Genomic DNA, 23,885 nt, shown 5'->3' with positions numbered 1-23,885 from the left:
ACCTCCTATATATGGCGATTACAGGGAAAACTGCACTCTGCGTCGCAGCTGTTACCTGGATGACGGCCAGGTAACGCCATCTTCTTTCGGATTTCGTACAACGTTTCCATTTGCGTGTCTGATAATTCATGAGCTGTACCTAATTGCATTGACATAAAAGTCAACTTGGCATAAAACTCCACTGATTCCAGCTTATGATAGGCAGTAAGCAAATCTTGTCCCCAGGCTAATGCACCATGATTGGCTAATAATACTGCATCAAACTGTTCCAGAAACCGTGCCACCGCATCAGGAACCTCATTGGTGGAAGGCGTTCCATACTCGGCTACTGGCACACAGCCAAGACTCACAACAGCCTCGGCAATGAGTGGTTTATTGAGAGGAGTACGTGCAACCGCAAACGTGGTAGCATATGGCGGGTGAGCATGAACAACAGCTTGAACATCAGGACGCTCCTTATATACTCGTAGATGCATCTTCAGTTCCGATGACGGGCGCCAACTGCCAACAGCAGCCAACACCTGGCCCTCTGCATCCACCTTCACCAGCATGTCCGGTGTCATAAATCCTTTACTTACGCCAGTTGGCGTGGTAAGCACCTCATTGTCGCTCAGCTTAACACTGATATTCCCGTCATTGGCGGCAACAAACCCACTGTCATACATGCGCTTGCCAATCTGACATATTTGTTGTTTAATTTCATCCTCTGTCATTCGCTTTAGCTCCTTACTGCGGCCGCACTTTTCCAGTTAGTTGTTCTATGGTAATTTTTATTACAGTTGTCTTATCCCCGCTGTTTTCAACATATGCTTTCCCTTTTTCCAGATAAGCAGGCGAATACTTAGCAAGTAAAGCAATTAATGCATCCCTTTTTTCTACTCCGGTTACTTGGCTTGCTTGTCCAAAGACAACAACACTTTCGTAGCTTGTCGTGAATTTTTCCGGCATTGAATGTTTCTCACCAACAACACAAAAAGAAACCTTGGAATTAGCGACTATATTATCCAATTTGTGTCCTTCAACAGCACTATGGAAATAGATACTAGCGTCCTTATAAACATAGCTCAGCGGAACACCATAGGGGTATCCATCCTGGCTAATTGTGGATAGTATGCCATATTCACATTTTTCCAATATAGCAACTGCGCATGCTTCTGTACTCTGTCGGTCATTACGTCTCATATTTTTAAACATAGTCTTCTCCTCATTTTTCAGGAATTATATACCTATATTATTTTGACATTATTTATAAAACACCTACTAGGTATGCCGAAAAATCTTATATTGATGTTTTCTTGCTTTTACCTACCGCTTGTGCTTTATGCGTCATTGCCGTTATCGTTTCTTTACGTTTTTCAGCCGACCGGCGAAACATCAGGTAATAGGCCGTATCTCTACTAAACCCCAAGCGCTCTAAAGCAACTTGTTTGGCAGGATCGTCACTATAGATGGTGATACTTATTACCCCTCGCTTATGATTGGCTTTAATCAAATTAATGGCTTTGTTAAGGAGTGAAGGACGCAAATATTCATGGGCACGATGAATGATAAGATTTATTACATAGTTTTCGGCCTTAAAGTAACTATTAATTGTTACTAGAGCAACTAACTTCCCGGACTGCTCTACAACGTAATCGGTTTTCTTTTTGCGCATCAAATAGTTTTTTGCCCATTCCAGATGCCTGACCATCATACTAGGATTAAATTCGCTATAACTACGTTTAATAACTCGCCGCAAGCAAGGTGGTACTGAAGCCTTATATAGGCGATATAATTGGCCGCGATCCTGCGCCGCAAGTTCCCGAAATCCAGGCAATTCCCCATCAGGTGACGCCACCGAGACTTTCGCCTCCCCAAAGGTCATTTCATAATGCAATATTTCAGTTATCGGGCTAAATCCTAAGCGTTGATACAGTCTATACGCGGGATTATCAACCCTGACTTCCAGAACAACATCATGATTATTGGCATCAGCAACATGTTCAAGCAGCTCAGTTAATACCCATCTCCCCAAACCTTGCCCCCGATATTGCTTACTAAAAGCAATATAATCAATATGCAATTGCGTAGCATTAAGATAGGATAGCTGAATAAATCCCACTACCTGCGCGGCGATTTTCACAACATACACATCGAAATGATTTTTTACCCATACAGAAAACTTACTTAACGGTTGTAAAATATAATAAAATTGCCGCGCTCGCCGGATGCGGCGCTCTATTTGCGCAATATCGACGTCTTCGGCAAAAGCAGTAGTAAATAATTGTTCCAGTTGCTCTAAATTAGAACGCTGTACTTTTTCGATTGTCAAATTATCAAATATGTTTTTAGACATATCATTCTCCCTAATAACAGTTTTAGATCACATAAACTTATTATTAGTTAGACACCCGCTTTTTAATCTACTATTAATCCAATTTGCTGTTTAGTAAATAAAAAAGATTGCTGCCCCGCTGCGTTTGCATGATAAAAGTTACATTAAATCATGTTAGCAGCAAGGTCGCAATCTTTTGTTTTATTTGCCGTATAATTCCGCTACTTGCTTTTTCACGTCATCATTATCCAGATATTCATCATAAGGCATCTGGCGATCAACCAACCCATTAGGGGTGATTTCGATAATACGGTTAGCAATTGTTTGAATAAATTGATGGTCATGAGAAACAAACAAGAGAGTACCTTCAAAGTTAATCAGGCCGTTATTTAGAGAAGTAATTGACTCTAAATCCAAATGATTTGTTGGTTCATCCAGCAGCAAGACATTGGCGCCGCTTAACATCATTCTTGCCAACATACACCGGACTTTCTCGCCACCAGACAAAACACTAACTTCCTTTAAGCTTTCTTCCCCTGAAAATAGCATTCTTCCCAGAAAACCTCTAATAAATGATTCTTCCTGGTCACGTGAGAATTGGCGCAGCCAATCAATCAGATTTAAATCCCCACCCTCAAAATATTCGTTGTTATCTTTAGGAAAATATGCCTGACTTGTAGTTACCCCCCATTTGAAAGAGCCACTATCAGCCTCCATTTCTCCCATTAAAATCTTAAAGAGAGTCGTTTTAGCAAGCCCCTCAGAACCGACAAAAGCAATCTTATCACCCTTGTTTATGGTAAAACTGATATCATTGAGAACCTGGTCTTCTTCTATTTTTTTACTGATACCTTCCACACTAAGCAGTTGTGCACCTGCTTCACGGTCAGGCTTAAACGCTACATACGGATATTTACGGGAGGAAGGTCTAATATCATCGAGCGTGATTTTATCCAACATTTTTTTACGGGAAGTAGCCTGCTTGGACTTAGAAGCGTTAGCACTAAACCTTTGGATAAAGCTTTGCAGGTCTTTAATCTTTTCTTCCTTCTTCTTGTTGGCCTCTTTTGCCAATTGCAAAGCCAGTTGACTGGATTCCAGCCAGAAGTCATAGTTACCGACATATAGCTGGATATTTTGGAAGTCGATATCAGCAATATGGGTACATACCTGGTTTAAAAAATGCCTGTCATGGGATACCACAATAACTGTGTTGGGGAAATCGGCCAAAAAATTTTCCAACCAAGTAATCGATTCAATATCCAAATGGTTAGTTGGTTCGTCCAGCAGCAGGATATCCGGGCTTCCGAACAGAGCTTGTGCTAAAAGCACCCTTACCTTTTCATTACCAGTAATATCTCCCATCTTGATTTGATGGAGTTCTTCCTTTATTCCCAAGCCGTTTAAGAGTTTAGCCGCCTCAGTTTCGGCATCCCAGCCGTTTAATTCGGCAAACTCACACTCAAGCTCCGATACCCTAATACCGTCTGCGTCAGAAAACTCCGGTTTGGCATAAAGGGCATCTTTTTCTTCCATAATAGCATACAAACGGGCATGGCCCATGATAACTGTCTTTAAAACCTCAAACTCATCAAATTCATAATGGTTTTGTTTGAGCACGGCCAGGCGTTCGCCGGTAGTAATAGCCACATCGCCAGAACTTGGCTCAACTTCACTGGAAAGCACCTTTAAAAAGGTTGATTTACCTGTGCCATTGGCACCAATAAGACCATAGCAGTTACCTGGCGTAAATTTTATATTGACATCTTTGAAGAGAATGCGTTTACCAAATTGTAATGTCAGACTATTTGTACTAATCATTGTTTATACCTATCTTTCTATAATATGTTACAAAGGTTAATTATAACATATTATAAAATAAAAATAAAGCCTGACACCAAGTGGCAAGCTTTTATTTTTGGTGCTATATTTGCTAAGCCTTTTCCGTCAAATATAAAAAATAAGTAGCTGCTAGTAAATCAGCAACGCCGCCAGGGCTAATATTACGTTCAATAAAGTTTTGATCAAGTGCACTAATTTGCTTCCTACCCTCTCCAGAAAGCATACCACCCTGAGCAATAATATGCTTAGCCTGATTTTGCACAGTTAACAAAACCTCCATTCCATGACGATTTAAAATGGTAGTATCCTGCACAACTGTCATCAAACTCATGAGTGTATGCACCAGAGCATCATTAAGTGATAGACCTTGTTCTAATGCTGCCGTTAATACTGGCAGCCCATACTCTCTGATACTGGGTATCCCGGCTTCAACTTCTCCCCGAATACCTGTCACTCCATACTGTAAATATAGTTTTTCACCGGCTGTCAGTTTACTATTTGCTTGTCCCAAGACAAGTGGCGCCAGCTCACGTTCGACAATTCCACTTGATATAGCAGCTGCTATATCAAGAATTTGATAAGCAGCAATACCAGGCGATTGCTTTGTCGCGTAAGCAGTAGCAGCAGTAAGAATACCTAATAAAAACACGAGTCCTTTTTGGGTATTAACCCCGCCAGTAGCATGCAGCATCTGCCGTTCACCGTCTTTACCGACATTGCGCAGCACTGGCAGTAAATCCTGGAGCAAGCCTTGATGCTGATAGCCAGCGGCAGCACAGCGTAACATGGTACCAGCAAGGGCGCTGCTGCTCATCAAAAACGTAAAAAAGTCCATATCCTGGTGAGCGCCTGCATTATCACGATCTACTAAGCCTGGGGATGGTGTGCACGCCGCTTCCATCAGCATTGCCTCCACAGCCCAGGAACCAATATCCCATACAGCTTTCGGCCAGGGATTCGTAGCTGCAGCAGCGAAAGAAGTTAGCCGTTCACCAACATTGTTCATAATATCCTGACTGGCGTGGCTGCCTAAACGCCGGCATAAGACGGCCGGTTGCTTGCACAAAAAACAAGTACGCTCAGTTCGTCCTAACCCGACACGAGAGAGCTGTCTTCCATTGGCGTCAAATACATCAAGATCAAACAGTCTGGCAAAGTCTCCGGACTCTTCAATACCAATACAAAATAGTTTTAGCTTGTCCGGGTCGCCAGCAATAGCGACTACAGCAGTTGGCCCTGTCAGCGGATAGTTAAACCGTTCTTCAGCAATAGCAAAGCCGTGTTCCCGAGCCATACTTCTAACCCTGTCGACAGCTGCCCGCAACAGACTTCGGCTCTCCGGACTGTCCTTGACTGCTCCGGGAATATTGGTGGTAATACTGATAATAGGCGTTTTATGAATGCTGCGTAATTCAGCCTGCAGAACAGCCAATCGTTCTTTGGCTGCTAAAACATCTGTTAAAGTTACTTGCTGCAACTGCCCATCTCCCCTCATGATTTTTACTAAATTTACCGCAATTTGTTCGAAATATGAATTTCAAAAAATTCCCGGTGTTTTCTCATATATCACCTGTAATCTGGACTTAACCCCGTTTCCGTTCAATATCTTTAATTCTAACAAAAAACTTCTCTACCTTACCAACCTCGCCAGTTACTTCATATTCATAAATCCAGCCTGTAGTCTCACTGCGGCTTTCCACAAAACGAACAGCCACCAGACACTCCTCACCCAAAATACCCGCCCGCCGCGGTTCAACCGGAGTAAAAATACTTTCGGTAACATTTACAAATTTGCGCATAGTGTAACCTCACTTACCAACAACTTAAATTATAGCTCTTCTATTATAACAAGGATAACTGCCTGTAACCATCCTTTTACTGTTTACCTTGACTTTTTTCAACTTTCATATTACATTGGTATTGTCGAGGCTTATAGATAATACAAAAATATGATAGGAGTGAGACACTAATTAATGTCTGAAAGAATGAATTTGCAAGATGTCTTGCGAGAGTATGGAATCCCGCTCGCAACCCTAAATGTAACCGCATCCCAGCAAGATAGTCTGGCCCTGCGCGACCGCCTGTTAGCCATTAGGGATCTTAGCCAAGGTAAAGAACAGGGTTACTTGGAAGTAGCTTGTACTTTTTATATTGATGTTCACGACATCGACCGTTATTTATCAGGAGAATTGCCCGGTCTGGCTGAAATATACACTTTCCCTGAAGATGTAAAAACCCATAAGGAGGAATAACCAGTACATGAAAAAATTATTATTGCTTACCTTTCTATTCATGTTTGCTTTTAACGCTGTAAGTTTTGCCGCTGTTAGCGGTTCAAAGTCAAGAACATCTTCGCCTGCATCAAAACCACCAACATCTCAGACATCGCCAGCCAAAAGCGGCTCTTCTGATTATAAGCCTTCGGCACCAGCCCAAAGCTATGGTGAAAAAGCACCGGCCGCAGCAGCTAAGCCTAATACCCAAGCAGCTCAGCAGCCTTCACAAAGCGGTGGTTTTCTCCGCACTGCCGGTCTTTTAGGCGGTGGTATGCTGTTAGGCAGCATGCTTGGCGGCATGTTCGGTTTCGGTAACTCAGGCATGTTCGCAAATATTATCGGCATGTTATTCAATGTTATGCTATTAGCCGGAGTATTTATGGCCGGACGCTTTTTGTGGAATAAATTTAAAAACAGAGATCGAGATAGTAACCAGCGATATCGTTAATTAGTTACCGGGATGCAAAGTGCATCCCGGTTTTTATTTTTATATCTTCTTCTCAATTGCTTCGATTACAGACTGAACAACCTTTACTCGGGCATATTCTTTGGAATTAGCTTCCACCAGCGTCCACGGCGCATAGCTTGTGCTTGTACGGAAAAACATTTCGTCCACTGCCGCCTCGTATAATTCCCATTGTTCCCGATTACGCCAATCTTCCCCGGTTATTTTCCATTGCTTGCCCGGATTGGCCATGCGTTCTTCAAACCGTTTCTTTTGTTCTGCTTTATCAATATGCAGCCAAAACTTCACGACTATCGCCCCGAAAGTTACCCATTGTGCTTCCATTTCGTTAATTTCTTTATAGGCTCGCCGCCAATCACTTTCAGGGCAAAAACCTTCTACTCGCTCAACCAGTACCCTGCCATACCAGCTACGATCAAAGATAGCAATATGCCCCGCTTTGGGAACATTACGCCAGAAACGCCATAAGTAGTGATGAGCTTTTTCTTCATCTGTTGGTGCACTGGTGGGGTTGACCGTATAACCACGCGGGTCCATATATTCGGTAAGGCGACGGATAGCGCCCCCTTTACCGGCTGCATCCCAGCCCTCAAATGCAATGACCACAGGAACGCGTTTATTATAGATAATGTGTTCTAGCTCTCTTATCCTTGTCTGAGCCTGTTTTATGAGTTTCTCATACTCTGCATCCTTTAGCGTTTTGGTTAAGTCAGTCCCAGCAAGAATCGAGGATGTGAATATTTTTGTTGAAGCTAACCCGGATACGCCTGTATCAACAGTAGTCGTACCGTTTTTAGCCGGACAACAGGTCGAAACTATGGCCAGTTGCTTCTCTATAGCTTTGGCAACAGTAGCAATAATCTTTAAGGTTGCATATCGCCGTTCATGAGCCTCAACTATGGTCCAGGGAGCACATTCAGCATCTGTCTGCTGCAACATTTCTTCGATAACTAGCAGATACTTATTATATTGCCGATGCTGTTCCCAGTCAGTCGCGGTTACCCGCCAAGCAGTAGCTGGATCTTGCTCTAATTTTTTAAACCGTTTGCGCTGTTCCTTTTCACTAATATGTAGAAAAAATTTGATAATGAGCGTTCCTTCATCAGACAGTTGTCGCTCAAAAGCGAGGCTGTCATGAAACTTTTTTTCAGTTTCATGAGCGCTAGCACTTTTACTTACTCGCTCAGCTATCATTTGGGTGTACCAACTTCTATCCAAAATTACCATACGCCCACGTTGGGGAGTTTTGTTCCAGAATCGCCAGAAATAAGGACGCATAATTTCTTCTTGATTAGGTTCACCAATAGAGTAGACATTAAATCCACGTGGATCAAGAGATAAGATAAGTTCATTGATCAACGTTCCCTTACCAGCAGAACCCCAGCCCTCAAAAAGTACCAACACTGGAATTCCCAAATCTCTGGCCTGGCGCTGCAGTTCACCCAGGCGCTCGCGTAATCCGTCAAGCATCTCTTTATACTCAATTTTGCTGATCTTTTTCTTTAAGTCCACCTTTTCCAGCATGCCATCACCCCTCCCCTTCATGTAAACCCAATGACTATCTCTATTTTACCAAATTTGCATATTCCCGTCACAGAATAATGCGAATAAATATAACGAAATGAAACTCTCCTACTCTTGTAACAAAAAGACTCCGATAACGCTTTTAATTCGTCATCGAAGTCATTATTACCGATTTGTATAAAAAAATTTCAGTGCTGCTCAAACTAGCTGGCACTTTGACTTGCTTGAGCTTCCAACTGCTGTATCTGAGCATCAATTTGCTGTATCTGGTTTTTCAATGATTGTACCTGTTGTTCCTGCGCCTTCTCATCGGTTGTGTTTTGCTGCTGAATTTGATTTAATTGCTTTTCTAGTTCATCTTGTTGTTTTTCTAGATTTTCAATCTCATCATCTGTTGAAGTTGATGTAGTACTGGAACCAGTTATATTCTAACTACAGAGAATAAATAAGTGACTTTTGGGGATTATTGTTTTACAATCAAAAGTAGCACGTATAAATATAAAGATAGACAAAAGGAGCTTGTCTATGAAACTACTTTTAGTTGAAGATTCCTGCCGCTTGTCAGAAGCATTATCCCATATTTTAAAAAAGCACGGCTATATAGTTGACACGGCTTTGGATGGCGAAGCTGGTTTCAATATGGCAACAACAGCAGCTTATGATATTTTGATCTTAGATCGCATGCTTCCCAAAAGAGATGGCCTTGACATTGTAAAGGAAGTTCGCAAGCTTAAAATTGACACTCCAATACTGCTTTTAACAGCGAAAGATACTACCAAAGATCGAATAGAAGGTCTGGATGCCGGCGCTGATGATTATCTGGTTAAGCCCTTTTCCACTGATGAGTTACTTGCTCGTCTGCGCGCATTGGCCCGCAGACAAACAAAACCTTGGGAAGAGGATACGCTTGAAGCTGCTAATTTACTATTAGATCCTTTAAAATGTGAAGTAATCAAAAATAACAAAACTATTAAGCTGACACTTAAAGAATCGTTGTTGCTTGAATTATTAATGCATAACTTCGGCATAGTCGTTAGCAAGGAACGAATCTGGGAAAAGGTCTGGGGCTTACAAACCACCAGCGAAGTAGCCAATGTTGATTTGTATATTCATTACCTGCGAAAAAAACTTGATACCACCTGTATCAAAACTGTTAGAGGGATCGGTTATTATCTCTCAAATGAGGACTAACAAAAGCGACGCTGGATTTATTTCCAGCGTCGCTTTATTTCCCTAACAGAAAGTATAACTTTCTTAAGAACAGGATAAGGGCAACATCGGCTTCCGCTTTCGCCAAAGGCTCGGCGCAAGCCGTGTTTTCTTTAACTCTAGCTTTTACAAACATGATAGACTTGCGCCACAACTTCTTCTGGCAGCACACTATTTATACACTCGCTCGTCCCTGTCCGACATGTTGTCTTGTGGCAAAAGGAACACTGGCGTTCGTTAACCACAAAGCTACTTTGCTTACCAGGCGGCGTGTATGTGGCAGGATTAGTCGGACCAAAAATTGCCACTGTTGGTGTTTCCAGGGCAGCTGCCATATAGAGCGGGCCGGTATCACCAGCAACGACTACTGTCGCTTGTTCAAGCAGCGCTGCCATTTCTAAGAGACTGGTTTTTCCGATAGCGTTGATTACCGGCACACCAGCCTTAATGGCTATTTCCTGCCCCCTGGCAACTTCACCCCGACCACCGCACAACATGATTTTGAAATCTTGAGCAAGTATTCTTGCCGTTGTCGCAAACAGCTCAGGCGGCCAATTCTTCGTCGGCCAGGTAGTACCAGGAACTATTATAGCCAACTTGTCTGGTGCTAATACCTTTTCCTTACTTAAATAGCTTTGGGCAAATTGTTTAGCTGCAGCAGGTACAACAAGTGTCATCTTCCGGGTTGCAGGGGTAATACCTAAAGGAGATAGTACGCCCAAGTACCTTTCGACAATATGTTTTCCCAGCGGTTTAGCGGTCTTCGTCATTAGCAGCGGATTTAGTTCTCTTGCATCTTGCAGGCCAATCCGCAAGCTGGTCTTTGCCTGCCTGGCAATCATCCCAGTGAGGAAAAGCCCGTGAATATCAAGCACCACATCATACGTTTTCACTGCCAGTTCTGATTGCAACCGCCGCCACATGCTATAAGCCTGCGCAAATTCATAAGCCCGTAAATGTTTTTCAAAGCGTTCCCGTGACCAAATCATCATGTGGTCAATATCGGGATTATATTTTATTAGGTCAGCACAGATCTCACCGACAAGCCAAGTAATTTTACAGTCCGGCCAAGCTGCCTTCAGCGCTTCGGCCACAGGCGTGCAATGCATAACATCACCGATCGAACTGAGCCTAATAATTAATATTTCTTTAGTCACAAAACTCCCTGCCTTTGACCATTCGGATAAGACTCCCGCCTCTATAGGCGGCGTTAATTCAGGTGGAGTAGACTCTCCACCTGAATCCCCAATGTTTCAGCTATGCTGAAACGAGTTCACTTCAGTTTCATCTTAGCAAGTGCTTCCGCAAGTGCATTATTGAAAGGCTGATTATCGCTCTTTTCTTGCTGGTTTAGATAACGTGACACATCTTTTTTAGAAATCTTGGTGTCGCCCTCTTTTTTCTTACGTTCAGTAAAAACAGCCAATTTTTCTCGATAACCACACACACAGGCAAAAGTACGCGCATCACCTTCTCCGCGCAGTTCAAGTTTCTTGTGACAGTTCGGACAGCGGGCGTTGGTTGTCATGGCAATATTTTTTCGGTAGCCGCATTCACGATCCTGACAAACAAGCACCTTGCCGCGTTTACCATTAACCTCAAGCAAGTACTTGCCGCATTCAGGGCAACGGGTGCGCGTAATATTGTCATGTCGAAACTGTTCCTGACTGTTTTTTATCTCGATAATAATGGCTTTGGTATAGTCTCTTATCTCAGAAATAAAAGCTTGTTTTTGCAACTTGCCTTTGGCAATTGCACTTAGTTTCTGTTCCCACTCAGCAGTTAACGCCGGTGATTTCAGATCAATAGGCGCTAAGTCTAACAGTTGCTTACCTTTTGCCGTAATAAAGATATCTTTACCTTTTTTTTCAATAACAAAACTACTAAATAGTTTTTCAATAATATCGGCTCTGGTGGCAACTGTCCCTAGGCCGCCTGTTTCACCGATAATTTGTTTAAGTTCCTTACTCTCATCTGACATATATTTTGTCGGATTTTCCATAGCCGATAATAGACTGGCTTCATTGAAAAGAGCTGGCGGCTTGGTCGCCCCCTTGGTCTGCGCAACTGTAGTGATCGGTAAAAGATCACCTTTGTTCAAGCTTGGTAGTAGTTGCTCGGCGATGTCATCCGATTCTTCGTCCTCCAGGTGGTTGTTATATAACTCTTTCCAGCCAAGCGCCAGCACTACCTTACCTTTCGCGATAAAGTTTTCACTGCCAATCTGGGTTTGGACTGTTGTTTGCTCATATTCGAAAGGTGGATAAAGCACCGCCAAAAATCGCTTAACAACTAAATCATAAATCTTTTTTTCCTTATCGGTTAATGAGCTAAGCACCACTGATTGTTCAGTAGGAATGATAGCATGGTGGTCAGATACCTTGCTGTTGTCAACGAAATGTCCGTTGGCCCTAATTGGGCTTTTTAGAATTTTAAGGATTTGTTTCGAGTAAAAACCGGTGTCACAAGCTTTCACCCGGTCTTTTAGTGTGTCTACAATATCTGTAGTGATATAGCGCGAGTCCGTACGCGGATAGGTTAAGGCTTTATGAGCTTCATATAATTTCTGCATAATTGATAACGTTTCTTTGGCTGAAAATCCAAAGATCTTGTTGGCATCGCGTTGCAACTCAGTCAAATCGTATAGCGGTGGAGAAAAATTTTTCTTGCTCACTTTATGTACGTCAAGAACCGCTGCATTTTTACCTCTTATTGTACCCATTATTTTGTCACAGCGATCTTTATCAAACGTCCTACTTTCGTGAGTTTTATTGTCTTGCCAGGTTAACGTAAGCCGCTCGGCAGATGCGGTGATACCATAATAAGTTTTGGGCTGAAAATTTCGTATCTCAGCTTCCCTGGCAGCAATGATGGCTAGTGTAGGTGTCTGTACCCGGCCGCAGGATAGTTGAGCATTATATTTGGTAGTAAGCGCCCGGGTAGCGTTAAGGCCAACAAGCCAATCGGCTTCCGAGCGGGCAACCGCTGATGCGTATAGATTTTCATAATCTCTGCCAGGTCTAAGCTTGCTGAACCCTTCGCGAATGGCCTTATCTGTGACCGAGGATATCCATAGCCGTTTTATTGGCTTATTGATATGGGCTTTCTCCAATATCCAACGGGCGACAAGCTCTCCTTCGCGTCCAGCATCGGTCGCAATAACAACTTCGCTGACATCTTTTCTGGTTAGCTGTTCTTTTACAGCATGAAACTGTTTGCCGGTTTGCTTTATTACGACAAGCTTAAGCTCTTTGGGCAGCATCGGCAAATCATCCAGCCGCCAGGCTTTATATTTCTCGTCGTAGGCTTCAGGATCAGACAGTGTTACTAGATGCCCAAGCGCCCAGGTTACAATATACTTAGGGCCTTCAAGATACCCGTTGCCTTTGGTGTTGCAATTTAATACCCTTGCTAAGTCTCGCCCAACAGAGGGTTTTTCAGCTAATACAACTATTTTACTCATGATAAAACCTCGCTAAAATTTGTATAGTTATTATTATACCCGCTATTTGCCAAATTTGAAAGGCAATAGAAAGCTGCCAGAGGAATGGCTCCTTTGGCAGCTTTCTAACCTAAAACGAAATTTTATCTTAATTGCTGAGTCAAGACTCTCGCCTCTACAGGCGGCGTCAGTTCAGGAGGAGTAGACTCTCCACCTGAACACCCGATGTTTCAGCTCTGCTGAAACGAGTTCACTATATTACTAAACGGCTTACCGGCGTACCGCCCTCGATGTGTTCTTCCATTATGGCCTCCACGTCATCAGGTGTTACCGAGCCATACCAAACATTATCTGGATAGACAACAACAATCGGCCCCTTGTCACAAATTCCGAAACAGCCGGTGTTTGTGACAAAAACTTCTCCTCCTAATTCTCGCTCCTCAATCTCCTCCATGAAATTTGCGACGATTTCTACGCCGTCTTTAGTGTGACAATGGCCTTTTTGCTGACCATTAGGCCGAGAACTTGTACATACAAAAATATGATATTTGGGCTTGTTCATAATTGACTCCTCCTTTTTAATTAAAAAAAGTCGCTAACCCATACCAATATGGGCAGCGACTTCTACGTCACAAATTATATTATTTTATTTATCAAGTATACGTAAAAATATCTATAATGTCAAGAAGACGTTTTCTCTTCCCTGTTGTTTTGTCCTTTATATAGGCCGATAACCCATGCTTCAGCCCTCATAAATGGCTGAGTTCCGGCTAAGGAAAATACGGTTAACGCCAGCCAGATTAAGCTAAATGATACTAGGTGAGCAATTGTAAAAGGTTCATGATATAAGATTACACCTATCGCTAAGGTAATTGTCGGCGACAGATACTGGATGAAGCCCAGCAAGCTGAGCGGCAGGCGGTTAGCGCCACTGGCAAATAGGATAAGCGGCGTTGCTGTAACAGCACCGGCTCCCATCAAAAAACCGGCTGTAAGCAAGGAAGATAGACTGAAATAGCCACTTCCCTGTCCCTCAAGATAAAATAGATATAACAAAGCGGCAGGTGCTACAATCAGTGTTTCCAGAGTGGTAGCTGTTATCGCACCAATTTTTAACATTTTTTTGCACATGCCATAAAAAGCAAAAGAAATAGCCAGCGACAGCGAGACCCAGGGAATAGCACCAAAGCTTATCGCCATATTCGTAACACCAATACCAGCAAGCACAAAAGACACACTCTGCCATAAGGACAACTTCTCTTTCAACACAGCTACACCCAGAAAAACATTGACTAGTGGATTAATATAATAACCCAGACTTGTTTCAACAACCCTGTTGGCATTAACAGCCCATATATAGATCAGCCAGTTAGCACTAATAAGCAGAGAAGCAACGACTAAACCCAATAGTTTTTTAGGTTGGTGGCTAATGTCCGCAGTTTCGTTACAAAACTGCCTTATCCCGCGCGTTACCAACAAAATAACAACCATAAATACACAGGACCAAATAACGCGATGAGCTAAAATCTCATAAGCAGGAACCTGGGACAGTTGCTTCCAATAAATAGGCAATACGCCCCATAGCAAATAGGCCCCAGCAGCTGATAACACACCTACCATTTGTTCGTTTTTCTGTTTATCGTCAGTATTCATAACTTTGACCCCCACCGATTCCTAAACTTCGTGTTCTGCTTCACGCTGACCAATTGATTTTCGCCGCCAAAAGTAAAACGGATCATGTTCAATATCCTGGGCACGTTTCCCCATGATGTTAAATGCCCACTGAATGGACGGACCTAACGTAAAGGCTACAAGCAGAGTGCCGATGCCGATAGGTCCACCAAGCAGGTAGCCCAAGGCTGCAACTGTCGCCTCCAGTATTGTTCTTACCTTCCACACTGGCCACCCTGTTTTCCGAATTGCCCCGACCATAAAACTGTCGCGCGGCCCAGCCCCAAACGCAGCTGATAAGTAAAAGTAACTAGCCCAGCCAATAAGCCAAGTGCCGGCAAACAACATCGCCAGCTGCCCCACCCAGTTATCTGGTACAGAAATCCAATTGCCAGCCATAATAATATCGATAAACAAGCCAATAAAGTACATGTTTGCTAAACTGCCCCACCCTGGCTTGATTCCTAAAACCCAACTAAAGCTTATCACAATAATCCCGGTCATCTGTGAAACCTGCCCCATTGTTAACGGCAGATAATTGGTTAGCCCCAGATGCAAAACATCCCAAGGCGCAGTCCCTAGGTCACTTTTTACTGTCAGGACTATTCCCAACCCAAATAGCCATAGACCAAAAAACAAACGGAGAATTCTCTTTATCATCTGAACAGCTCCCTAAACCAACTAATATCAAATAGGTATTAGTTAAGCATATCACAACTCTGAACTATTTCACAGGAATAAAAACTTTAATGAATGTGAAAAAAACGCTAACGCAGGCCTTTAGATTGTGCGCACATCAGATATCCAGTCAATCGAATACAAAGAAAGATGTTTTACTTTTGGCATTGCCACAAAAGTAACAAAAGGTCTAGGCCCCAAGCCTCCAAAAGCTGAAAAGCCGGACGATATTCCTAAAATCCGTAAACTCGCTACGCTCAGACAGTACGGATTTTTTTACGGAATACCGCCCGGCTTTTCTCCTGCGGAACGCTTTTTCCGGCAAAGGCCGAGGGGGGGATACGAGGGTTACCAGACGTAAACAGTACGGCTGCCTGTGCCGGATTTTGTACTTGACACCCCTTGTTTTATAAATCCTGGTAATATTTTCCCCATCGTTGTTAACAGTAAGTAAAATGTTTGTAAACATTATTCAAGTACTCTGCCTACCTTCGTACAATTCCTAAAAAAAACACAATAACTTCTATAAAAATACAATAACACCTGAAAGAAATTTCAGATTATGATTAAGCTAACATTGAAAACTTTTGTGAAATGGGAGGCAAGTTATGAAACCTTTTATGGATGAAAACTTTTTGTTGACCAACAAAACGGCCGAAACCTTGTATCACGACTATGCGAAAGATATGCCGATTTTCGACTACCACTGCCATTTAAATCCTCAGGAAATTGCAGAAAACAAACAATATAGAAATATTACCGAAGTATGGTTAGGCGGTGACCATTATAAATGGCGGGCTCTACGTAGTAACGGCATAGATGAACGCTACATAACTGGCGATGCCCCTGATAAAGAGAAGTTCATGAAATGGGCGGAAACTATGCCCCAGTGCCTTGGTAATCCACTTTTTCATTGGACTCATTTAGAATTAAAAGCCTACTTTGGCATTAATCAAGTTTTGTCACCGGCCACTGCCGAAGAAATCTGGGAAAAATGCAATACTTTGCTAGCCAAAGATGAGTTCAGAGCTCGCGGTCTGATTGAACGCTCTAATGTTAAGGTTATCTGTACAACAGACGACCCGGTAGACTCTTTGGAACATCATATTGCCCTAGCCAAGGATACTTCCTTTACGACAAAAGTTCTGCCAGCCTTCCGTCCTGATAAGAGCTTCAATATTGAAAAACCTGGCTTTGCAGACTGGGTTGCTAAGCTAGCTCAAGTATCTGGCACAAAAATCAAAGGTTTAGAATCCTTAAAAACAGCCTTACTACAGCGGGTGGAATTCTTCCATCAGGTTGGCTGCCGCGTTTCTGACCATGCATTAGATCCGATAGTATTTGCCGCCGGAACAGACGTACAGGCTGATGCCATTCTCCAAAAGGCACTCACTGGCCAATCACTGTCTGATAATGAAGTGGCTCTATATAAAACCAACATCCTTTTGTTCCTGGGCAGACAATATGCCCGCCTAGGATGGACCATGCAACTGCATATGGGCACCATTAGAAACAATAACTCCCGTATGCTGAAACTCCTTGGCCCTGACACTGGTTTTGATGCAACAGCTGACTATACCATCGCTGAGTCTCTGTCAAAATTCCTTGACGCCCTAGATTCCACTGATGAGTTACCTAAAACCATCCTTTATTCCTTAAATTCCCGCGACAACGAAATCCTAGGTACCATTATCGGCTGTTTCCAAGGCAGCGGTATTCCTGGCAAAATGCAGTTCGGCTCAGGCTGGTGGTTTAATGACCAAAAAGATGGCATGATCAAGCAACTGACCGCCTTGGCCAACCTTGGTTTATTAAGCCGTTTTGTAGGTATGCTGACAGATTCACGCAGCTTCCTTTCCTATACACGTCATGAATACTTCCGTCGAATTCTTTGTAACCTCATTGGTGAATGGGTAGAAAACGGTGAGTTTCCGAACGATATACCCTTGTTAGGCTCCATTGTGCAAAATATCTGCTTTAATAATGCCAACAACTACTTTGGTATCGAATAATAACGCTTACTCCCTTCCTTTGATATATACGAAAAGGACTGAACTCACCCCCTTGAGTTCAGTCCTTTTTACTATGGCTTATCTGATAACCAACTTGCTCTTTATCAAACAGTAAGCCTCCGGTGTACCGGAGGCTTACCCATTGCTATTAACCTATTACTTTGCTGGCATTTTTCAGAAGTTGCTCATGAAGCTCACTATCTTGTGCAACAATTGTTTTGATTTTAGCCTGAGTAGCAGCAACAAATTGTTCCTCTTTAATGCTGCTCAAATTAATTTTTACATTATATAGTGCACCATGGAGACCGGCATGAGCCATAAGCCCAGCTACAGCAGCATCACTTGCAGCATTAACATTACCGATAGTCAGTACGCGCTGCGCCATAGCCAATACTTTTAAACAGCACTCCGCTACTTTCAGCGGTAAGTTTGCAGCCTGCTGCATGGCTTGTTGAATGGCTTCACTCCGGGTGACCTTTTCTTCATCAGTTGCTTTAGGAAGTTTATAAGCGGCCATTACCTGGTTAAACGCCTCGGTATCTTCATCAACAGCTTTGGTAAGCCAGACGGCTAACTGATCAGCCTCAGTAAGAATGGTTTCCACCTCACTTTGCACTTCGGTGTATTTACTATTGCCTACTGTCAGACGACATACCATAGTAGTTAACGCGCCACCAAGTGCACCGGCCAGGGCCGCAATGCTGCCACCACCTGGCGCAGGTGAGTTGGAACCTAATTCCTGGAGAAAGTCAGTAATTGTCATTTGCGTCAACATTTTATTTGGCTCCTCTATCTAAGGTTTTCTTCCAATACTTGCTTGCGCTCAAACCCTTCCAGTTGCAGATAAAACTCGGCAGTGTCAACAAGCGCCTGCAAGGGAACCATCCCGACAATTTCGCTGCCGATGATGCTAACACCATACCGGGCCGCTTCTGATTTAACAGTCTCAAATACCCGATGTAAAGGTGTCCCAGTATAGTCTACCATATTAATGGTTACTTGGGCCATATTCCGATCTTCAATCATGACTCCCATAGCGCGGCAATATTTATAACCACCTTTAGCCTCGCGAATAGAGCCCGCAATTTTCTTAGCAATATCGACATCACTTGTACTTAGGTTAATGTTGTAGGCAATCAGGAATTGACGCGCACCAACTACAGTAGCTCCAGCTGTAGGATGCATCTTGGCAGGGCCATAGTCTGGCTGGCGCTCTGGACTAGCAATGGCGGTCTTTAAACCTTCGTATTGGCCTTTACGAACATCTGGCAATTTGACCCGGGCCGGGGTCTTGGCTGCCGCTTCATATAAATATACTGGAATGTTAAGCTTATCAGCAATTTCCTGGCCTAGTTCATTGGCCAGTTGGACACATTCTTCCATCGTAATGTCACTTACCGGAATAAAGGGAATTACGTCAGTAGCTCCCACCCGGGGATGTTCGCCTTGATGTTGTTCCATGTCAATAAGCTCAGCCGCTTTAGCACAAGCGTTGAAGGCTGCAAGTTTAGCCGCCTGCGGCTCACCGATAAAGGTAACAACTGTGCGGTTGTGACTGGCATCAGAGTTAATATTAAGCAAGCTAACACCTGCGACCTTTTTTACTTCTTCAGTAATGGCAGCAATGACCTCCGGACGGCGGCCTTCACTAAAATTTGGTACACATTCAACAAGTTTACTCATTCGTCATTCTCCTTAGCGTTAATTTATTTTGTGAAAAAGTTGATAAACCATACGATGTTAGGTATTGCCACAAAATCAATGAGAACGGCACCACATAGTGGTACAATCAATAAAGCCTTGCGGGAAACCACACCATATCGCTCTGTTACAGCTCCCATGTTGGCAATGGCATTCGGTGTAGCACCAAGACCATGCCCGATCATACCTGCACACATAACAGCCGCATCGTAATTTCGACCTAAAAGCGGGAACAAGAAGTAGATACAGTAGATAAACATAAAAATTGTTTGAACAGCCAGAATGAGCACAAGTGGCCCTGCCAGGCTGGAAAGCTCCCAGATCTTCAAGGACATCATGGCCATTGTTAAGAATATGCCCAAGCTTACATCAGCAATTAAGTCAATTGTCTTTTCATTCAACTTAACCATTGGTTTCACATCATTAAAGTTTCTTATTAGCACAGCAACAAACATAGCACCTACATAGCCTGGTAATACAAAGCCTGTAAGCTCTTTAATTTTTGTTGATCCCATAGCGCCGAGTACCATGGCCACAAGAATAATAGCCATGCTAGACAAAACATTGTCACTAGCTATACCTTGTTCTTGTTCTGCTGTGGCGGCATGTAAAGCATCAAATTCTTCCTCACTAGTCTCTATAGCTAAGTTATAATGTTCAATCAGCCATTTAGCAAGCGGCCCACCAACCAAACCACCAGTTATCAAGCCATAAGTGGCTGCAGCTACGGCAACAACGAACGCACCCTGAACACCAAGTTGTTCTGCAGTAGGGCCAAATGCTGAAGCTGCACCCATACCACCTTCCAGCGAAACTGCACCCGCCATTACGCCAAGCACCGGATGAATACCTGCCAACATAGCAGTTCCCGCGCCAACAACATTCTGCATAATAGCTAAAACCCAGCAGCCGACAAGATATACAATGAGTGATTTACCACCCTTTTTAATAAGTCCAAAACTACCACCCAAACCTACGGTAGTAAAAAATGCAATCATAAAGGGCATTTGCAACACAGTGTCCATTTTGAAAGTAAGTATATTAGTTTCCTTTAACGCCCAGGCTAACATTGAAAAGGTGAAGCCTCCGATAACGGCTGATGGAATACAGAACCGGGCTAAAACCGGGAATACGCGACGTATCCAGGCACCAAACATTAATAGTAAAACTGCAACAGCTACTGTAGCAACGATGTCAAGCTTCATAACCATGACTTGGTTTACTAATTCAAAGCTCATACTTTTTCCTCCTAATTTTTATCTCTAAATCCCGATTATGCCATTTCTCCTTTCTAAAAATTCAGTTTCATTACACTATATTGCAAGTAACGTGCCAGTACACAATCCCTACATAAACGGCAAATTTACGGGTATTGCACTAAAATAACAAAAAACTTCTGCAAATTTTTCATGAAAAATTTGCAGAAGTTGAAAAAAATGCACTCTTAGCGCAATTCATATTCCTTAATCTTATACCATAACTTCCGTTCACTGATTTTTAATGTTTGGGCTGTTTTAGCTTTATCTCCCTGATAATGCTGAAGTGTCTTGATAATGACTTTTCGTTCGATTAAATCTAAATCCTCACCAATATATACAGGAATAATCATAGCCGTATCGATCTGGCACCGTTCCTCTATTCCTAAGTTCTGCACTTCCATTGGCAGATTAGTTACCCGCAACCTACCATCATCAGCAAACACCATAGCCCGCTCAATAATATTCTCTAATTCCCTTACATTGCCTTTGAAATCATATTGAGAAAGCATCTCCAAAAAAGCTGGTTCAATTTCTTTAATTTGTTTAGCCATTTTTTTGTTATATTTATTAACAAAATGTTCTACCAGTAGGGGAATATCCTCCCGTCGCTGTCTAAGTGCTGGTAGATTGATTGTCACGACATTTAGACGAAAGTATAAATCTTCTCGGAATTTCCCTTCAGTTACCATTTTCTTTAAATCTCGGTTGGTGGCACAAACAATACGTACATCAATTTTACGTCTATATCCCGAACCAATTGGCACTATTTCTTTTTCCTGTACAACGCGAAGTAGCTTGGCTTGCAGCTTTATATCCATTTCACCAATCTCATCAAGAAACAAGGTGCCTTGGTCAGCCAACTCAAAAATCCCTTTTTTTCGCTGGGCGGCACCAGTAAATGCACCCTTTTCATAACCAAAGAGCTCACTTTCTAACAGTTCAGAGGGAATAGCAGCACAGTTAATAACTTCAAACGGCTCATTTTTGCGTACACTTAAGAAATGAAGGGCTTTAGCCACAAGTTCTTTGCCTGTTCCACTTTCCCCCGCTATAAGCACATTAAAATCAACATCTTTTACACGCTCAATATCACCCATAATATGCCTGATAGGTGCCGAAGTACCAACTATACCTGCAATTTCACGGCGTTCGGTCAGCTTATCATTTAGATACTCAATTTTGGATCTCATGCCAATATACTCTGAGGCATTTATAAGTAACATATCCAGTTCATCCATATTAATTGGTTTTGTCAAATAATAAAAAGCCCCTGCTTTAATCGCTGCTACTGACGATTTTATACTGCCATACGCAGTCATAATAATAACAATCATATTGCTATCCCGTTCTTTAATCTGCTGTAATACTTCCATCCCATCAACGCTGCCCAGCTTTAAATCCAGGAGTATTAAGTCAAACGCCTGCTCGGTAATAGCGGTTAGCGCTGCCTCAGCCGAGCCTGCAGTTGCTACCATATAATTATCTTCCAATGCAAAAGCCAATGATGAGCAAATTGCTGGTTCATCATCAACAATTAGTATCTTAAGCATGTAAATTCTCCTCTGAGCCAAACTTCAAAATGACCTTAGTTCCAATTCCTTCTTGACTTTCAATCATTATTGTAACACCATTTTGCTGAGCTAGTTGATAACTGACAAATAAGCCCAGTCCGGTCCCGCCAGTCTTAGTTGAAAAAAAAGGATCAAAAATAAACTTTACGTTCTCCGGGCTTATCCCAACACCATTGTCCGAAATAATCATACATGGCTGATTGTCCCTTACTTCAGTACTAATGGTTAGTCTAGGCTTATCCCTGCCAGCTAGCGCTTGCAGAGCATTTAGTAAAACATTAATCATGACCTGCTTCATTTGCTGAATATCAACATATATCATTTGCTCTTCCTTAATGTCTAGCTGTAAATCAACACCTTGTTTGGCAATATTGTCAGCAAAAAACACCATAATGTTATCAATCAACCGTTTGATTGGAATGCAAATCCGCTCTACCTTCCGTGGATTTGCATATGTCAGTAAATCATTAACAATATTATTAAGACGCTCAATCTCCTGTGGTACAAACTGGCTCATTTTTTCCCGAAAAAGTGGATTATCATACTTAGCTGGAAGCAGCTCAACAAAGGTCTTTATTGAAGTTAATGGCGTACGAATTTCATGGGCAATACAAGCTACAAGCTTGCCTAGCGCCTCCAGTTTATCTTTACGCTGCAATTCTTCATTGATTATCTCAATTTCTTTAGTCCGTTTCTTAACCTCCCGCTGCAAATACAGGTTAATCTGAATAATGATTACCGCTAAAACGATTAAGATAATGACAGCACCTATGGCAAAAGTAAAATTACGTTTATAGTACTGAACCGGGTAATCTATCGGCTCGCCAAACCATTTTACATATATTTTGTCATAGGTACCGTTTTGTTTGATATCCTTTAGTCCCCTATTAAATACGGACAATATTGGATCACCATTTTTCACCGCAACACAGTAACCTTCAGAATCAATAGCCCCGCCTACAATTTTTATATACTGGTATTTTTTAGTACGCTGCAATATATATTGACCTGTTAAATTATTACCAAAAGCAGCTTCTACTTTCCCATTAACTAAAAGTTCCAAAGCCTCTTCCTGATTATTCGTAATCACCAGCTCTATCGGCTGATCCTTGAGCCGTTGATAAGCTATCGCATCTTTTTGCACAGCAACCTTGCGGCCTACCAAATCTTCAATAGATGCAATAGCCTGCATGTCTTTAAGCACAAATATGGCCAGTGAATTTATCATATACGCTTCAGAAAAATCATATACTTTATCCCGCTCGCTGTTATACTTCATTCCGCCTACGGCATGAACATCACCACGATCAAGGGCCTTCATCGCCTCCGCCCAGGGCATAGGCCGAAACTGGATCTCATAGCCTGTGCTTAACGCCACTGCTTTTAGCAAGTCAACATTAAATCCGCGATAAACCTGAATACCATCAATCACATCAACAAATTCGTAAGGAGGAAAGCTTTCATCGCCAGCTACTATCAACACCCTGTTCTCATTATCTTCCTCTGCAGCTATGAATTGTACTCCCGCATGCATAAATAAAACCAGCATAAGAACAGTTACCCATAATCTCCAATTCATATTGACATCCTCCTAGTAGAAACATAGAATAATAGCATTTCGACAAATAGTATGTCAACTCCTGTACCATCTGATGAGTAGCGGCCATATATACTAATATGATATAGTCGGGAGCACCCGTAAAACGGGTGGCTTGATTACGCCCTATAAGGGCATGATACTAGCTGAATCTCAAGAATCACTGAATAGTCCACCGCATAACCTTTTCAGCCAGCCCCTAAAGGGGCTCATTTTTATGACTTTTTTACTGGTTCACCCGTAAACGGGTCTATTAATTCTTTTAGACTTAGTTGATCTGCAATATGCATAGCGTGCGGTATTCGCTTACGCAAAAATACCCA

At 42.5% G+C, this 23,885-nt stretch carries 22 protein-coding genes; 4 read left to right on the top strand and 18 right to left on the bottom strand.

Features of this window, described 5'->3' with window-relative positions:
• Positions 1-5 precede the first annotated feature (5 nt).
• From ACZ449_RS03865 to ACZ449_RS03840, 6 genes are all read right to left on the bottom strand, one after another.
• Positions 6-713, bottom strand: a complete 708-nt coding sequence (locus ACZ449_RS03865) for a class II aldolase/adducin family protein (protein ID WP_464259751.1) — start codon at positions 711-713, stop codon at positions 6-8.
• A gap of 13 nt (positions 714-726) precedes the next feature.
• On the bottom strand, positions 727-1,194 hold the full coding sequence (locus ACZ449_RS03860; RefSeq protein WP_464259750.1) for a pyridoxamine 5'-phosphate oxidase family protein: 468 nt from the start codon (positions 1,192-1,194) through the stop codon (positions 727-729).
• A gap of 85 nt (positions 1,195-1,279) precedes the next feature.
• Positions 1,280-2,335: a GNAT family N-acetyltransferase gene (locus tag ACZ449_RS03855; protein ID WP_464259749.1), complete on the bottom strand. Its 1,056-nt coding sequence runs from the start codon at positions 2,333-2,335 to the stop codon at positions 1,280-1,282.
• A gap of 180 nt (positions 2,336-2,515) precedes the next feature.
• The gene (locus ACZ449_RS03850; protein ID WP_464259748.1) at positions 2,516-4,135 is read right to left on the bottom strand and encodes an ABC-F family ATP-binding cassette domain-containing protein; all 1,620 of its coding nucleotides are present in this window, start codon (positions 4,133-4,135) and stop codon (positions 2,516-2,518) included.
• 112 nt (positions 4,136-4,247) lie between these two features.
• Complete coding sequence (citG, locus tag ACZ449_RS03845; RefSeq protein WP_464259747.1) at positions 4,248-5,633, bottom strand: triphosphoribosyl-dephospho-CoA synthase CitG; 1,386 nt, start codon at positions 5,631-5,633, stop codon at positions 4,248-4,250.
• 106 nt (positions 5,634-5,739) lie between these two features.
• Positions 5,740-5,955 carry a hypothetical protein gene (locus ACZ449_RS03840; RefSeq protein WP_464259746.1) on the bottom strand — a complete coding sequence of 72 codons (216 nt, stop codon included), beginning with the start codon at positions 5,953-5,955 and terminating at the stop codon, positions 5,740-5,742.
• 174 nt (positions 5,956-6,129) lie between these two features.
• On the opposite strand from ACZ449_RS03840, the gene ACZ449_RS03835 reads away from it, so the two are divergent.
• Complete coding sequence (locus ACZ449_RS03835; protein WP_464259745.1) at positions 6,130-6,408, top strand: hypothetical protein; 279 nt, start codon at positions 6,130-6,132, stop codon at positions 6,406-6,408.
• A 7-nt stretch (positions 6,409-6,415) separates the two neighbouring features.
• Positions 6,416-6,880 carry a hypothetical protein gene (locus ACZ449_RS03830; RefSeq protein ID WP_464259744.1) on the top strand — a complete coding sequence of 155 codons (465 nt, stop codon included), beginning with the start codon at positions 6,416-6,418 and terminating at the stop codon, positions 6,878-6,880.
• A gap of 39 nt (positions 6,881-6,919) precedes the next feature.
• Here ACZ449_RS03830 and pap read toward each other — a convergent pair whose 3' ends face one another.
• Together pap and ACZ449_RS03820 are read right to left on the bottom strand one after the other, a co-directional pair.
• Complete coding sequence (gene pap, locus ACZ449_RS03825; RefSeq protein ID WP_464259743.1) at positions 6,920-8,422, bottom strand: polyphosphate:AMP phosphotransferase; 1,503 nt, start codon at positions 8,420-8,422, stop codon at positions 6,920-6,922.
• Positions 8,423-8,625: 203 nt separating this feature from the next.
• Complete coding sequence (locus ACZ449_RS03820) at positions 8,626-8,805, bottom strand: hypothetical protein (RefSeq protein ID WP_464261803.1); 180 nt, start codon at positions 8,803-8,805, stop codon at positions 8,626-8,628.
• 142 nt (positions 8,806-8,947) lie between these two features.
• Here ACZ449_RS03820 and ACZ449_RS03815 point away from each other — a divergent pair, with 142 nt between their 5' ends.
• Entirely contained in the window at positions 8,948-9,613 is a 666-nt protein-coding gene (locus ACZ449_RS03815) for a response regulator transcription factor (protein WP_464259742.1), read from the top strand.
• 137 nt (positions 9,614-9,750) lie between these two features.
• Here the strand turns inward: ACZ449_RS03815 and ACZ449_RS03810 are convergent, their stop codons facing one another.
• The 5 genes from ACZ449_RS03810 to ACZ449_RS03790 form a co-directional block, all read right to left on the bottom strand.
• Positions 9,751-10,788: a glycosyltransferase family 9 protein gene (locus tag ACZ449_RS03810; protein ID WP_464259741.1), complete on the bottom strand. Its 1,038-nt coding sequence runs from the start codon at positions 10,786-10,788 to the stop codon at positions 9,751-9,753.
• Between the two features lie 116 nt (positions 10,789-10,904).
• Positions 10,905-13,094 carry a DNA topoisomerase III gene (locus ACZ449_RS03805; RefSeq protein ID WP_464259740.1) on the bottom strand — a complete coding sequence of 730 codons (2,190 nt, stop codon included), beginning with the start codon at positions 13,092-13,094 and terminating at the stop codon, positions 10,905-10,907.
• A 232-nt stretch (positions 13,095-13,326) separates the two neighbouring features.
• Positions 13,327-13,635 carry a 2Fe-2S ferredoxin gene (locus tag ACZ449_RS03800; protein WP_464259739.1) on the bottom strand — a complete coding sequence of 103 codons (309 nt, stop codon included), beginning with the start codon at positions 13,633-13,635 and terminating at the stop codon, positions 13,327-13,329.
• A 119-nt stretch (positions 13,636-13,754) separates the two neighbouring features.
• Positions 13,755-14,726, bottom strand: coding sequence for an EamA family transporter RarD (rarD, locus tag ACZ449_RS03795; protein ID WP_464259738.1), 972 nt, complete (start codon positions 14,724-14,726; stop codon positions 13,755-13,757).
• A 21-nt stretch (positions 14,727-14,747) separates the two neighbouring features.
• Positions 14,748-15,404, bottom strand: coding sequence for a YczE/YyaS/YitT family protein (locus ACZ449_RS03790; protein WP_464259737.1), 657 nt, complete (start codon positions 15,402-15,404; stop codon positions 14,748-14,750).
• A 626-nt stretch (positions 15,405-16,030) separates the two neighbouring features.
• On the opposite strand from ACZ449_RS03790, the gene uxaC reads away from it, so the two are divergent.
• Entirely contained in the window at positions 16,031-17,434 is a 1,404-nt protein-coding gene (uxaC, locus tag ACZ449_RS03785) for a glucuronate isomerase (protein WP_464259736.1), read from the top strand.
• Positions 17,435-17,582: 148 nt separating this feature from the next.
• Here uxaC and ACZ449_RS03780 read toward each other — a convergent pair whose 3' ends face one another.
• The 5 genes from ACZ449_RS03780 to ACZ449_RS03760 form a co-directional block, all read right to left on the bottom strand.
• Entirely contained in the window at positions 17,583-18,209 is a 627-nt protein-coding gene (locus tag ACZ449_RS03780; protein ID WP_464259735.1) for a cyclodeaminase/cyclohydrolase family protein, read from the bottom strand.
• 14 nt (positions 18,210-18,223) lie between these two features.
• Positions 18,224-19,117 (bottom strand): glutamate formimidoyltransferase, encoded by an 894-nt coding sequence (ftcD, locus tag ACZ449_RS03775; RefSeq protein ID WP_464259734.1) that lies wholly within the window; start codon positions 19,115-19,117, stop codon positions 18,224-18,226.
• A 23-nt stretch (positions 19,118-19,140) separates the two neighbouring features.
• On the bottom strand, positions 19,141-20,373 hold the full coding sequence (gene gltS, locus ACZ449_RS03770) for a sodium/glutamate symporter (protein ID WP_464259733.1): 1,233 nt from the start codon (positions 20,371-20,373) through the stop codon (positions 19,141-19,143).
• Positions 20,374-20,579: 206 nt separating this feature from the next.
• Entirely contained in the window at positions 20,580-21,944 is a 1,365-nt protein-coding gene (locus ACZ449_RS03765; protein WP_464259732.1) for a sigma-54-dependent transcriptional regulator, read from the bottom strand.
• Positions 21,937-23,544, bottom strand: a complete 1,608-nt coding sequence (locus ACZ449_RS03760; RefSeq protein WP_464259731.1) for a transporter substrate-binding domain-containing protein — start codon at positions 23,542-23,544, stop codon at positions 21,937-21,939. Before ACZ449_RS03760 ends, ACZ449_RS03765 begins: the two co-directional genes overlap by 8 nt.
• Positions 23,545-23,885 lie beyond the last annotated feature (341 nt).

The sequence above is a fragment of the Desulfosporomusa polytropa genome (genome assembly GCF_055380075.1).
The sequence above is the reverse complement of the archived record's forward strand: the minus strand, read 5'-3'. Positions and strand labels throughout refer to the sequence as shown.

Bases quoted from the DNA above. Each gene is read 5' to 3' on its own strand.
- ACZ449_RS03865 (WP_464259751.1), bottom strand. From the start codon at position 713: ATGACAGAGGATGAAATTAAACAACAAATATGTCAGATTGGCAAGCGC.
- ACZ449_RS03765 (WP_464259732.1), bottom strand. From the start codon at position 21,944: ATGCTTAAGATACTAATTGTTGATGATGAACCAGCAATTTGCTCATCA.
- ACZ449_RS03860 (WP_464259750.1), bottom strand. From the start codon at position 1,194: ATGTTTAAAAATATGAGACGTAATGACCGACAGAGTACAGAAGCATGC.
- ACZ449_RS03815 (WP_464259742.1), top strand. From the start codon at position 8,948: ATGAAACTACTTTTAGTTGAAGATTCCTGCCGCTTGTCAGAAGCATTA.
- ACZ449_RS03760 (WP_464259731.1), bottom strand. From the start codon at position 23,544: ATGAATTGGAGATTATGGGTAACTGTTCTTATGCTGGTTTTATTTATG.
- ACZ449_RS03780 (WP_464259735.1), bottom strand. From the start codon at position 18,209: ATGTTGACGCAAATGACAATTACTGACTTTCTCCAGGAATTAGGTTCC.
- gltS (WP_464259733.1), bottom strand. From the start codon at position 20,373: ATGAGCTTTGAATTAGTAAACCAAGTCATGGTTATGAAGCTTGACATC.
- ACZ449_RS03835 (WP_464259745.1), top strand. From the start codon at position 6,130: ATGTCTGAAAGAATGAATTTGCAAGATGTCTTGCGAGAGTATGGAATC.
- ACZ449_RS03855 (WP_464259749.1), bottom strand. From the start codon at position 2,335: ATGTCTAAAAACATATTTGATAATTTGACAATCGAAAAAGTACAGCGT.
- uxaC (WP_464259736.1), top strand. From the start codon at position 16,031: ATGAAACCTTTTATGGATGAAAACTTTTTGTTGACCAACAAAACGGCC.
- ftcD (WP_464259734.1), bottom strand. From the start codon at position 19,117: ATGAGTAAACTTGTTGAATGTGTACCAAATTTTAGTGAAGGCCGCCGT.
- ACZ449_RS03830 (WP_464259744.1), top strand. From the start codon at position 6,416: ATGAAAAAATTATTATTGCTTACCTTTCTATTCATGTTTGCTTTTAAC.
- ACZ449_RS03800 (WP_464259739.1), bottom strand. From the start codon at position 13,635: ATGAACAAGCCCAAATATCATATTTTTGTATGTACAAGTTCTCGGCCT.
- rarD (WP_464259738.1), bottom strand. From the start codon at position 14,726: ATGAATACTGACGATAAACAGAAAAACGAACAAATGGTAGGTGTGTTA.
- ACZ449_RS03840 (WP_464259746.1), bottom strand. From the start codon at position 5,955: ATGCGCAAATTTGTAAATGTTACCGAAAGTATTTTTACTCCGGTTGAA.
- ACZ449_RS03790 (WP_464259737.1), bottom strand. From the start codon at position 15,404: ATGATAAAGAGAATTCTCCGTTTGTTTTTTGGTCTATGGCTATTTGGG.
- pap (WP_464259743.1), bottom strand. From the start codon at position 8,422: ATGCTGGAAAAGGTGGACTTAAAGAAAAAGATCAGCAAAATTGAGTAT.
- ACZ449_RS03850 (WP_464259748.1), bottom strand. From the start codon at position 4,135: ATGATTAGTACAAATAGTCTGACATTACAATTTGGTAAACGCATTCTC.
- ACZ449_RS03805 (WP_464259740.1), bottom strand. From the start codon at position 13,094: ATGAGTAAAATAGTTGTATTAGCTGAAAAACCCTCTGTTGGGCGAGAC.